Raw genomic sequence first — 11,670 nt, 5'->3', positions numbered from 1 at the left:
TCAGTTCTTCAAACTGGCCTGAACGGTGGCGACGCCGTCCTTGCCGTCGAAACTGCTGACACCCGCCAGCCAGCGCTGCAGATCCTCGGGGTGATCACGCAGCCATTTCCTGGCCACGTCCTGGGCGGTCTGGCGTTCCATGATCGGCACCATCAGCTGACTTTCCTGGGCGGCGGTGAAGGTCAGGTTTTCCAGCAGGCGGTAGACGTTGGGGCAGCGTTCGGCGTACTCGGGCGAGGTCACGGAGGACACGGTGGCCGCGCCTTCGTTCGGCCCGTACACGTCTTCGCTGCCGGTGAGGTAGGTGATGTTCATGTTGATGTTCATCGGGTGCGGAGTCCAGCCGACGAAGACCACGAACTCCTTGCGATTCACCGCTCGCTGCACCGCGGCGAGCATGCCGGCCTCGCCGGACTCGATCAGCTTGAAGTCCTTCAGACCGAAGTGATTGGTCTCGATCATGGTTTTGATCGTGGTGTTGGCGCCGCTGCCCGGCTCGATGCCGTAGATCTTGCCGCCGAGCTGGTCCTTGAACTTGGCGATGTCGGCGAAGGTTTTCAGGCCCGCCGCCGCCACGTAATCGGGGACCGCCAACGTCGCCTGTGCGTCGGCCAGGCTCGGTTTGTCCATGACCTTGACCTGATTGGCGGCCAGGAACGGTGCGATGTTCTTGTCCATCGCCGGCTTCCAGTAGCCAAGGAAGATATCCAGGCGCTTGTCGCGGATGCCGGCGAAGATGATCTGCTGCACGGCGCTGGTCTGCTTGCTCTCATAACCCAGGCTACTGAGCAGCACATCGGCCATGCCGCTGGTTGCGATCACATCGGTCCAGTTGACCACCCCCATGCGCACCGCCTTGCAGGAAGGGTCGTCACCGGCCAGCACACTAGTGCTCAGGAGCACAGTACCGCAGAGGATTGAGAGACCACGGGCGAACAATCTTTTCATCGTGCTTGTCATGGGAAAGCATCTCGGCGGCAGCGGATTATTGTCGGGCCGGTGTCTTTGTGCACCGTGCCTGGAACATTACGCAGCAGACGAGCGGTAAAAGCGAACTGTGGCGACCTTGATTTGCACGGTGGCGACTAAGGATCGCAGCCTTCAGCGTGATAAGCAGGACCTGTAGCAGCTGGCAAAGCCTGCGGCTACAGGGACCGAGTTTCAGGGGGAAATCGGATGTTTCACCCTCCCCCGTAGGAAGATTCTGAAATCCGCGCAAAAGGCTACAGCGCCTTGCGGCATTGCCTACGGCTCCGCCAGAATCCGCCGGCTTGTGCGCTTTGGGGGCCGTCGCTAACTTGATTCGCGTCACCGATTGTCGGTGATCGGGTTTAGTAGCCCGCAGCAAAACTAAGCGCATATGCGCTCCTGATAGGCAGGTATCCCCATACCTGCCCTTGACGGCAGCTGTGCGCAGGGCGCCCTCGGGCGCGCCGGTTTCGTTTTGCCCGGTCTACTAACCTGCGCACAGCTGCCACCCTCTTGATTAGTCGCGACTTGGTGCTGGCTGTCATTCATGTTCCCCAATCTTCAAGGACTTGAATCATGACCAACCCACGCAAACCCACCCCCTTCTTCCACGTCGACCCCGACATCGACAACCGTACCCTGCTCGAATACGCCTGCGTCTCCCTGGCCTCGGCCAGTGCCATGGCGAGTGACTTCGCCCGAAACCTCAAGGAGTCGGATGGGCATGTTCTGTTGGGGATTCAGCAGTCGATCATGCTGGGGGAAATGGCGGTGAATCGGGTTTTGGATAACCTTGATCCACCGTAAAAAAAGATCGCAGCCTGCGGCAGCTCCTACAGGGAAATGCATTCCAATGCAGGAGCTGCCGCAGGCTGCGATCTTTTGATCTTATGCGCCGTAGCGCTTCTGCCCCCAGGCGAGCAGGCCTTGCAGCAGTTCTTTCAACACCACCCGAGTCGGCTCGGCCAGGTCCGCGCGGTAGCGGAACGGTTCGAATTCTTCCATGTAGGTGCACTGGCCCAGTTCCAGTTGCACGGCGTGGATGTTTTCTGCCGGGTTGCCGTAGTGGCGGGTGATGTGGCCGCCCTTGAATCGGCCGTTGAGCACGTGGCTGTAGTCCGGGTGGCCGGCGCAGATGGCTTCCAGTTGCGAGGCCAATTGAGGGTCGCAGCTGGCGCCGTTGAAGGTGCCGAGGTTGAAGTCGGGCAGCTTGCCGTCGAACAGATGCGGGATGATCGAGCGGATCGAGTGGGCGTCGAACAACAGCGCGTAGCCGAACTCGGCCTTCAGGCGCGCCAGCTCCTGCTGCAGGGTGCTGTGGTACGGGGTCCAGATTTTTTCCAGATAGGTCGCGCGCTCATCCTTGGAAGGCTCCAGGCCTTCGCGGAACAGCGGCACGCCGTCGAACAGGGTCGCCGGGTACAGGCCGGTGGTGGCGCCAACGTACAGCGGTTTGTCGTCGGACGGCCGGTTCAGGTCGATGACGAAACGCGAATACTCGGCCGCCAGGGTGCTGGCGCCCAGTTCGCTGGCGAAGTCGTACAGCTGCGGGATGTGCCAGTCGGTGTCCGGCAGGCTTTTCGCGTCGGGGATCAATCCGGCTTCGACCGCCGGGGTCAGACGGGTACCGGCGTGGGGCATGCTGATCAGCAGCGGTACCCGGCCTTGTTTGAAGTTCAACACCTTATCCACAACGACTCTCCTACAGGCTCGTTTCGACGCCGTGACGCACGACGCGTTTTTCCAGATCACCGCCCAGCCAGTACGACAGGTCGGCCGGACGATCGATTTGCCAGGCGACGAAATCCGCCACCTTGCCCGCTTCGATCGAACCGTGAGTGTCGGCCATGCCCAGGGCGGTGGCCGCATGAATGGTCGCGCCAGCCAGGGCTTCTTCCGGGGTCATCCGGAAGCAGGTGCAGGCCATGTTCAGCATCAGGCGCACCGACAACGCCGGCGAAGTGCCCGGGTTGAGGTCGCTGGCGATGGCGATTTTCACGCCATGCTTGCGCAGGGCTTCCATCGGCGGCAATTGGGTTTCGCGCAGGAAGTAGAACGCGCCGGGCAACAACACCGCGACCGTGCCGGACTTGGCCATGGCGATGGCGTCGTCTTCGTCCATGAACTCCAGGTGATCGGCGGACAGCGCCTGATAGCGTGCGGCCAGGCTGGAGCCATGCAGCGACGACAATTGCTCGGCATGCAGCTTCACCGGCAAGCCCAGTTTGTGCGCGGTGACGAACACGCGCTCGACCTGCTCCGGGGAAAACGCCAGGTATTCACAGAACGCGTCCACGGCATCCACCAGCCCTTCGGCGGCCAGGGCCGGGAGCATTTCGGCGCAGATGTGATCGATGTAGTCGTCGGCGCGGTCCTTGTACTCCGGCGGCAGAGCGTGGGCGGCCAGGCAAGTGGTGCGCACACTGATCGGCAGCTCGGCGCCCAGGCGACGGGCCACGCGCAGCATTTTGCCTTCGTTGGCCAGGTCCAGGCCGTAGCCCGACTTGATCTCGACGCTGGTGACGCCGTCGCGCATCAGGCTTTTCAGACGGCGGGCGGCGCTGGCGAACAGTTGCTCTTCGCTGGCAGCGCGGGTGGCGCGCACGGTGCTGGCGATGCCGCCACCGCTGGCGGCGATTTCCGCGTAGCTGACGCCTTGCAGACGCTTTTCGAATTCATCGCTGCGATTGCCGCCGAACACCGTGTGGGTGTGGCAGTCGATCAGGCCGGGGGTGACCCAGGCACCGTTCAAGTCATTGACCGCCGCAAAGTCGCCGGACGGCAGTTCACTGCGCGGGCCGACCCACTCAATGTGCGCACCGGACGTCACGATGGCCGCGTCTTCGATGATCGAGTAAGCGCCTTGGGCCATGGTTGCGACGTGGCAGTGTTGCCAGAGGGTTTTCATCCCAAATCCTCGTTGTGTTCAAAATCGGTTCGCGGGCAAGCCTCGCTCCTACAGGATTGATGTCGCCCCCGTAGGAGCGAGGCTTGCCCGCGAAGGGGCCATCACAGGCTAGGCAGCAACTTGCCCGAAACCAGTTCGGTCAGGCAGCGCGAAGCCAGCAGTTCAGTCGCCGCGTTGATGTCCGGGGCAAAAAAGCGGTCCTTCTCGTAGAACGGCACTTCGTTGCGCAGGATCGCGCGGGCTTTTTCCAGTGTTGGCGAGGTCTTCAGACCGTTGCGCAGGTCCAGTCCTTGCACCGCCGCCAGCCATTCCACGGCGAGAATGCCGCGAGTGTTTGCAGCCATTTCCCACAGGCGCTTGCCGGCAGCCGGAGCCATGGAGACGTGGTCTTCCTGGTTGGCGGACGTCGGCAGGCTGTCCACCGAATGCGGATGGGCCAGGGCCTTGTTTTCGCTGGCCAGTGCCGCGGCCGTTACCTGGGCAATCATGAAACCGGAGTTCACCCCGCCATTGGCCACCAGGAACGGCGGCAGCTGCGACATGTGTTTGTCCATCATTAGCGAGATGCGGCGTTCGCTCAGGGAGCCGATTTCGGAGAGGGCCAGCGCCAGGTTGTCCGCGGCCATGGCCACAGGTTCGGCGTGGAAGTTGCCACCGGAGATCACATCGCCTTCGGCGGAGAACACCAGCGGGTTATCGGAAACGGCGTTGGCTTCGATCGCCAGCACTTCTGCGGCCTGACGGAACTGGGTCAGGCAGGCGCCCATGACTTGCGGCTGGCAGCGCAGGGAGTACGGGTCCTGGACCTTTTCGCAGTTCTCGTGGGAATCGGACACTTCGCTGCGCTCGCCCAGCAAATCGCGGTAGGCGGCAGCGGCGTCGATCTGGCCTTTCTGGCCACGGGCAGCGTGGATACGTGCATCGAACGGTGAACGCGAGCCGAGGACCGCTTCAACGGTCAGGCCACCGACGGCCAGCGCACCGGCGAACAGGTCTTCACCTTCGAACAGGCCACGCAGGGCGAATGCGGTGGACACCTGGGTGCCGTTGAGCAGCGCCAGGCCTTCTTTCGCGGCCAGGGTCAGCGGGGTCAGGCCGGCGACTTTCAGCGCTTCGGTCGCTTCCATCCACTCGCCCTTGTGACGCGCCTTGCCCTCGCCCAGCAGCACCAGCGACATGTGCGCCAGCGGCGCCAGATCGCCGGACGCACCGACCGAACCCTTGAGCGGAATGTGCGGATAGACCTGCGCATTGATCAGGGCGATCAGCGCGTCGATCACCACGCGGCGGATACCGGAGAAACCACGGCTCAGGCTGTTGACCTTGAGCACCATGATCAGGCGGCACAGCTCATCGCTGATCGGCTCACCGACGCCCGCCGCGTGGGACAGCACCAGCGAACGCTGCAGGTTTTCCAGGTCTTCGCTGGCGATGCGGGTCGAGGCCAGCAGGCCGAAACCGGTGTTGATGCCGTAAGCGGTGCGATTTTCGGCAAGGATCTGTTCAACGCAGGCGACGCTGGCCTCGATCTGCGCAGATGCACTGCTGTCGAGGGTCAGCGTCACCGGTTGCTGGTACACCTCACGCAGTTGGGCGAGGCTCAGTTGGCCGGGAATCAGGTTTAGCGCAGTCATTTTTGGCTCCTTGTGAGAGTTGTAAATCAACTACCAGACGCTCCGGAGATATCCGTTGTCCGTCGCTTCCCGCCTTTTGGGCGGGCCGCTGGTTCAATAGAAATCAGTGCAGATTCGGCAAGGCCTTTTGCAGCAGCGCCGAATCTTTCAATACGCCGGCTGCAGCGGCGATGTCCGGCGCCAGCCAGCGGTCCTGGTCGTAGGCCGGCACGCGTTCGCGCAGCAGACGCCACGCTGCATCGGTCCCTGCGCCGAAACGTTGATCCTTGAGGAATTCGAAGGCCTGGGCCGCCAGCAGGTACTCGATGGCGAGGATCTGCGTGCAGTTTTCCAGCGCGCGATGCAGCTTCAGCGCAGCGTTGGTGCCCATGCTCAGGTGGTCTTCCTGCAGGCCCGAGGTGACGTAGTTGTCGAGCACCGCCGGTTGCGCCAGCTGGCGGTTTTCCGCGCACAGGGACGCGGCGACGTACTGCACGATCATCATTCCGGAGTTTACCCCCGGGTTGGCCACCAGGAAGGCCGGCAGACCACTGACGTGCGGGTTGATCAGGCGGTCCAGGCGACGCTCGGCGATGGAGCCGATTTCCGCCATGGCAATGGCCAGCAGGTCCGCCGCCATGGCCACCGATTGTCCGTGGGGGTTGGCCTGGGACATGACGCGGAAGTTGTCCGGCGTGCCCAGCAGCAACGGGTTGTCGGTGCAGCCGTTGAGTTCGATTTCGACTTGCTTGATCGCGTGTTCCAGCTGATCGCGAGCGGCGCCGTGCACCTGCGGAATCGAGCGGATGCTCAGGGCGTCCTGGGTGCGGATACCCTTGCTCTGGGCGATCACTTCGCTGCCGTCGAGCAGCGCCCGCAGGTTGATGCCGACCTTTTGCATCCCCGGGTGCGGCTTGAGCGCGATGATCTCGGCATCGAACGCGGCGATCTGCCCGCGTTGGGCCTCGAAGCTCATGGCGCTGATCACGTCGGCCCATTGCAGCAGGCGCGTCGCGTCGGCAATGGCCAGGGCGCTCAGGCCGTTCATGCACGGCGTGCCGTTGACCAGGCACAGCCCGTCTTTCGCACCCAGTTGCACCGGTTGCAGGCCTTCTTCGGCCAGGGCTTGCTGAGCGCAGACGATCTGCCCGCGGTAGCTGACGTTGCCGACGCCCAGCAAGGCGATGGAAATGTGGGCCATGTGGGTCAGGTAACCGACCGAACCCTGGGACGGCACTTGCGGGGTGATGCCCTTGTTGAGCAGCGCCAGCAAGGCTTCGACCACTCGACGATGCACGCCGGATTTGCCTTGAGTGAAGTTGAGGATGGCCGCGCACATGATCGCGCGGGTCTGCTCGTCGGCCAGCGGTGCGCCGACGCCACAGGCGTGGCTGAGCAGGGTGTTGCGGGACAACTGGCTGAGCTGTTCGTCCTTGAGCGAAACGTTGCACAGCGCGCCCAGGCCAGTGTTGACGCCATAAGCGCGCTCACCGCTGCTGACGATGCGCTGGACGATGGCCTGCGCATTTTCGATCCGTGCCCAGGCCTGGGCCGACAATTCCAACGGCGCGCCGTGACGGGCGACGGCGACTACATCCTGCCAACGCAGCGGGGCGTCGGCGATAACGATTTTTTCAGCCTGGGACATCTTCAACCTCGTGTGTACAACCTGAATATTGATGCAGCTTCACCGACGCCTTCGCGGGCAAGCCCGCTCCCACAGTGTTCAGTTGTGTGAACACGATCTGTGCAACACAGCTATTCCCTGTGGGAGCGGGCTTGCCCGCGAAGAGGCCTGAACAAGCTCCGCAAATCTCTCTTAGACCACCGCCGCCCGACGCTGCACAAAGCGGTCGACATACTCATCGGCCGGCGAATGCAGGATCTCTTTCGGCGTGCCGACCTGGATCAGGCGGCCGTCCTTGAGGATCGCGATGCGGTTGCCGATGCGTACGGCCTCGTCGAGGTCGTGGGTGATGAAGACGATGGTCTTGTGCAGGGTCTTTTGCAGCTCCAGCAACTGGTCCTGCATCTCTGCGCGGATCAGCGGGTCGAGGGCGCTGAAGGCTTCGTCCATCAGGATGATGTCGGTGTCCGCCGCCAGTGCGCGGGCCAGGCCCACACGCTGACGCATGCCGCCGGAGAGCTGGTGCGGGTATTTGTTTTCGTAGCCCTTCAGGCCCACGGTGTTGATCCAGTGCAGCGCACGCTCGTTGCACATGGCTTTGCTTTCGCCACGGATTTTCAGGCCGTAGGCGACGTTGTCCAGCACGGTCTTGTGCGGCAACAGGCCGAAGCTCTGGAACACCATGCTGATCTTGCGACGGCGGAATTCGCGCAGGGCTTCCATGTCGTATTGCAGGATGTCCACGCCGTCCACCAGGATCGCGCCGCTGGTCGGATCGATCAGGCGGTTGAAGTGGCGCACCAGGGTGGATTTACCGGAACCGGACAGACCCATGATCACGAAGATCTCGCCGCTGCCGATGCTCAGCGACAGGTCATTCACGCCGACCACGCAGCCAGTCTCGGACAGCACCTGATCCTTGGTCTTGCCCTGGCCCACCAGGGCCAGCGCGTCCTTGGAACGGTTGCCGAAAATCTTGAAGACGTTTTTGACTTCAATCTTGCTTACGGTTGCGTTGTTCATTTGCTCACCTCATGCCGTGCGCGACCGTACGCCTGTGTAATGCGGTCGATCACCACTGCCAGAATCACGATCGCCAGACCCGCTTCCAGGCCACGACCGACGTTGAGGGTCTGAATCCCCACCAGTACGTCTTCACCCAGGCCACGGGCACCGATCATCGAGGCGATCACCACCATCGACAGGGCCATCATGGTGGTCTGGTTGATCCCGGCCATGATGCTCGGCAGGGCCAGCGGCAGTTGCACGCCGAACAGTTGCTGCCAGCGGTTGGCACCGAAGGCGTTGATCGCTTCCATCACTTCACCGTCGACCTGGCGAATGCCCAGATCGGTCAGGCGGATCAGCGGCGGTGCGGCGTAGATCACGGTGGCGAAAATCGCCGGGACCTTGCCCAGGCCGAACAGCATCAGTACCGGGATCAGGTACACGAAGCTCGGCATGGTCTGCATGATGTCCAGCAGCGGCATCAGGATCGAACGCAGGCGATTGCTGCGCGCCGAGAGGATGCCCAGCGGCACGCCGATCAGCACCGAGATGATGGTTGCCACCAGCATCAGCGCCAGGGTCTGCATCAGCTTGTCCCACAGGCCAACCGCACCCACCAGGAACAGCAGGCCGACGATGACGGCGGTGGTCGCCACTTTGCGGGTCGCGTGCCAGGCAACGCCGGCCACGATGGCCAGCATCAGCCACCAGGGCGCCGCGCGCAGCAGGCCCTCAAGATTGACGATGGCCCACAACAGGGTGTCGGAGATGTGACGGAACACATCGCCATAGTTGGTGACCAGCGAATCGACCCAACCGTTGACCCAGTCGGCGATGGAAAAGGTAAAGCTTTCGGGAAACATAAAGAGACTCTCAATCAAGGGGTTGCGATCAAGCAGCCGGCTGTCGCCCGCGACAGCCGGAGAAGCTCAACCTACAAGGCCGCGTCGATCTTCTTGGCTGCGTCTTCGCTCACCCATGCGTGCCAGACTTCAGGATGTTCCTTGAGGAAGATTTTCGCCAGTTTCGGCGACTCGATTCGTTCCTTGCTCATGCGTCCCAGGTTCTGGTTCAGCAGGTCGATCGGCAGGTTGACCTTCTCGAACACGGTCACCAGTTCAGGCGCTTCGTCGTGGAAGGTCTTGGACAGGCCGACCTTGATGGTCACGCTCTTGTTCACGCCCGGCTTTTCTTCCAGTTTCACGGCGTCGACCAGGCCCATCAGCGGCGTTGGCGACCAGTAGTAGAACAGGATCGGCTCGCCACGCTTGTAGCTCGACAGCACGGCGGCATCCAGCGCGGGACCTGTGCCCGGGCGGAAGTTGGTGTAGCTGCTTTCCAGGCCGTAGCTTTTCAGCATTTCGCTGTTGTCCAGCTCGCAGGTCCAGCCGGCCGGGCAGTTGTAGAAACGGCCCTTGGATGGCTCTTCCGGGTCCTTGAAGATGGCGGAGTATTTGCCCAGATCGGCGATGTTCTTCAGGTCCGGCGCCTTGGCTTCCAGCTTGCGCTTGGCGTCGCCTTCGATCACGTAGCGCGGCACGTACCAGCCTTCGACCGCGCCGACGACCGGAGCGCCGACACCGACGACCTTGCCGGCCTTCTCGGCCTTGTTCCAGACCTCGCTGCGGCCAACCCATTCCTCGGCGAACACCTGGATGTCATTGCTGCTCAGGGCGTTTTCCATGGCGATGGAGTTGCCCGGCAGGCTGTCGGTCTTGCAGTCGTAGCCTTTTTCCAACACGACTTGCAGCACGTCGGTCAGCAACATGGCGCTTTCCCAGTTCAGACCGGCGAATTTCACCGGCTTGCCCGACTCGCACCAGCCCGCTGCCTGAGTGGCGCCGGCGCTGGCCAGCAGGCCCATGGAAAGCAGTGTGGTCAGCAGGGTCTTGTTCGATTTCATTGTTTCGACGCTCCTAATCATGAATTGGCTTGCGGCAGTCAAGAGGCATCCAGCCCTGTCTACGTCCAATCAGGCCTGCGCCGCAGCGCGACCGTTCCCGCTTGTTTTTGGTTTTTCTACGCTGTCCTGCTCGACCGGCAGAATCAGTTGATCGGGTACTGCACCGTGCCATTTTTTGGCGCACACGTAATACAGGGCAGCGGGCAACACCAGACCGATGATCCAGGAAATATCCACGTCACCCAATGCAGCCACCAGGGGACCGGTATAGAACTTGGTGGAGATGAACGGCAACTGCACCAGCACACCGAACACGTAGACGCTGATGCCGAGCATGTTCCAGCGGCCGTAGCGACCGTTCGGATCAGCCAGCGCCGGTACGTCGTAGCGCTCGCGGGTAATACAGTAGTAGTCCACCAGGTTGATTGCGCTCCATGGCGTGAAGAACGCCAGCAGGAACAGGATGAACGACTTGAACGCACCGAGGAACGAGTGCTGGCCAACCAGGGCGATCAGGGTCGCCGCGCCGACGATGGCCAGTACGAACACCAGACGCTGCATGCGCGACACTTCCAGACGGCCACGGAAGCCGCTGATGATGGTCGCGATGCACATGAAGCTGCCGTAGGAGTTCAGGGTGGAAATGGTCACCTTGCCGAACGCGATACTGAAGTACAGCAGCGCAGCAGTGGCACCACTGCCGGCGAAACCGACGATGTAAGCCACTTCATGACCGGCGTATTGACCATTGGCGGAAGCCGCGGCGAACACGCCGAGGATCATCGCCACCTGTGCGCCAACCACGGAACCTGCGCCAGCGGCGAAAAAGGTTTTCACCGAGGACGTCTTGCTCGGCAGGTAGCGCGAATAGTCAGCCACGTAAGGGCCGAAAGCGATCTGCCAGGAGGCCGCGAGCGACACCGCCAGCAGGAAGCTGCTCCAGCTGAAATGGCGAATTTCCATCAGTGCGCCGACATCCGTCTGGCTCATCAGGCGACTGAACAGATAAACGAAGGCAATGACGCCGATGATGCTGGCGACACGGCCGATGAAGTGGATCACCCGGTAACCCAGCACCGTCACCAGCACGATGACGCTGGCGAAGATCAGGATGCCGACGGTGTCGCTGACACCGAACAACTGCCCCAGGGCCTGGCCGGAAAGCACCGTGCCCGTGGCGGTGAAGCCCAGGTACATCAGGCAAACCAGCACGATCGGGATCGCCGCGCCATAAACGCCGAACTGCACGCGGCTGGAGATCATCTGTGGCAGGCCAAGCTTCGGCCCTTGCGCCGCATGCAACGCCATGACGCCACCGCCCAGCAGTTGACCGATCAACAGACCGATCAACGACCAGAACACATCCCCGCCGAGCACCACGGCCAAGGCACCGGTCACGATCGCGGTGATTTGCAGGTTGGCACCCATCCACAGGGTGAACTGGCTGAACAGACGACCGTGTCTTTCCGCTTCCGGGATGTAGTCGATCGAACGTTTCTCGATCAACGGTTTGTTGCCTGCACGTTCGTCAGTGGCAGCCATGGCTCAACCTCTATGGATTGTTATTGTGGGTTGGGTGATCCCTGTAGGAGCCGTCGAGTGAAACGAGGCTGCGATCTTTTGATCTTTGAAAAGATCGCAG

Annotated in this window: 10 protein-coding genes; 1 reads left to right on the top strand and 9 read right to left on the bottom strand. The window is 62.1% G+C overall.

Annotation, left to right across the window (positions count from 1 at the left end; translation table 11 throughout):
* Positions 1–948 (bottom strand): choline ABC transporter substrate-binding protein, encoded by a 948-nt coding sequence (gene choX / locus HNO86_RS01710; RefSeq protein ID WP_175375306.1) that lies wholly within the window; start codon positions 946–948, stop codon positions 1–3.
* A gap of 597 nt (positions 949–1,545) precedes the next feature.
* On the opposite strand from choX, the gene HNO86_RS01705 reads away from it, so the two are divergent.
* Positions 1,546–1,776 carry a DUF6124 family protein gene (locus tag HNO86_RS01705; protein ID WP_175375305.1) on the top strand — a complete coding sequence of 77 codons (231 nt, stop codon included), beginning with the start codon at positions 1,546–1,548 and terminating at the stop codon, positions 1,774–1,776.
* An 81-nt stretch (positions 1,777–1,857) separates the two neighbouring features.
* Here HNO86_RS01705 and hutG read toward each other — a convergent pair whose 3' ends face one another.
* The 8 genes from hutG to HNO86_RS01665 all read right to left on the bottom strand — a co-directional run bounded on the left by hutG (position 1,858) and on the right by HNO86_RS01665 (position 11,570).
* Complete coding sequence (gene hutG / locus HNO86_RS01700) at positions 1,858–2,661, bottom strand: N-formylglutamate deformylase (protein WP_175375304.1); 804 nt, start codon at positions 2,659–2,661, stop codon at positions 1,858–1,860.
* A 10-nt stretch (positions 2,662–2,671) separates the two neighbouring features.
* Positions 2,672–3,877: an imidazolonepropionase gene (hutI, locus tag HNO86_RS01695; RefSeq protein WP_175375303.1), complete on the bottom strand. Its 1,206-nt coding sequence runs from the start codon at positions 3,875–3,877 to the stop codon at positions 2,672–2,674.
* Positions 3,878–3,978: 101 nt separating this feature from the next.
* The gene (gene hutH / locus HNO86_RS01690; RefSeq protein ID WP_175375302.1) at positions 3,979–5,511 is read right to left on the bottom strand and encodes a histidine ammonia-lyase; all 1,533 of its coding nucleotides are present in this window, start codon (positions 5,509–5,511) and stop codon (positions 3,979–3,981) included.
* Between the two features lie 103 nt (positions 5,512–5,614).
* A complete protein-coding gene (gene hutH / locus HNO86_RS01685; RefSeq protein WP_175375301.1) occupies positions 5,615–7,138 on the bottom strand; it encodes a histidine ammonia-lyase in 1,524 nt (507 codons plus the stop codon).
* 171 nt (positions 7,139–7,309) lie between these two features.
* Complete coding sequence (locus HNO86_RS01680) at positions 7,310–8,140, bottom strand: glycine betaine/L-proline ABC transporter ATP-binding protein (protein WP_175375300.1); 831 nt, start codon at positions 8,138–8,140, stop codon at positions 7,310–7,312.
* Positions 8,137–8,988 carry a proline/glycine betaine ABC transporter permease gene (locus HNO86_RS01675; protein ID WP_110965926.1) on the bottom strand — a complete coding sequence of 284 codons (852 nt, stop codon included), beginning with the start codon at positions 8,986–8,988 and terminating at the stop codon, positions 8,137–8,139. Before HNO86_RS01675 ends, HNO86_RS01680 begins: the two co-directional genes overlap by 4 nt.
* A gap of 71 nt (positions 8,989–9,059) precedes the next feature.
* Positions 9,060–10,028 (bottom strand): ABC transporter substrate-binding protein, encoded by a 969-nt coding sequence (locus HNO86_RS01670; protein ID WP_175375299.1) that lies wholly within the window; start codon positions 10,026–10,028, stop codon positions 9,060–9,062.
* A gap of 69 nt (positions 10,029–10,097) precedes the next feature.
* Positions 10,098–11,570, bottom strand: a complete 1,473-nt coding sequence (locus tag HNO86_RS01665; protein WP_175375298.1) for a cytosine permease — start codon at positions 11,568–11,570, stop codon at positions 10,098–10,100.
* Positions 11,571–11,670: the final 100 nt, after the last annotated feature.

The sequence above is a fragment of the Pseudomonas sp. C1C7 genome, from assembly GCF_013359595.1.
Taxonomy (GTDB): Bacteria; Pseudomonadota; Gammaproteobacteria; order Pseudomonadales; family Pseudomonadaceae; genus Aquipseudomonas.
This window is presented reverse-complemented; position numbering and strand designations above follow the sequence as displayed.

Bases quoted from the DNA above. Each gene is read 5' to 3' on its own strand.
- hutI (WP_175375303.1), bottom strand. From the start codon at position 3,877: ATGAAAACCCTCTGGCAACACTGCCACGTCGCAACCATGGCCCAAGGC.
- HNO86_RS01675 (WP_110965926.1), bottom strand. From the start codon at position 8,988: ATGTTTCCCGAAAGCTTTACCTTTTCCATCGCCGACTGGGTCAACGGT.
- hutH (WP_175375301.1), bottom strand. From the start codon at position 7,138: ATGTCCCAGGCTGAAAAAATCGTTATCGCCGACGCCCCGCTGCGTTGG.
- HNO86_RS01705 (WP_175375305.1), top strand. From the start codon at position 1,546: ATGACCAACCCACGCAAACCCACCCCCTTCTTCCACGTCGACCCCGAC.
- choX (WP_175375306.1), bottom strand. From the start codon at position 948: ATGAAAAGATTGTTCGCCCGTGGTCTCTCAATCCTCTGCGGTACTGTG.
- HNO86_RS01665 (WP_175375298.1), bottom strand. From the start codon at position 11,570: ATGGCTGCCACTGACGAACGTGCAGGCAACAAACCGTTGATCGAGAAA.
- HNO86_RS01670 (WP_175375299.1), bottom strand. From the start codon at position 10,028: ATGAAATCGAACAAGACCCTGCTGACCACACTGCTTTCCATGGGCCTG.
- hutH (WP_175375302.1), bottom strand. From the start codon at position 5,511: ATGACTGCGCTAAACCTGATTCCCGGCCAACTGAGCCTCGCCCAACTG.
- HNO86_RS01680 (WP_175375300.1), bottom strand. From the start codon at position 8,140: ATGAACAACGCAACCGTAAGCAAGATTGAAGTCAAAAACGTCTTCAAG.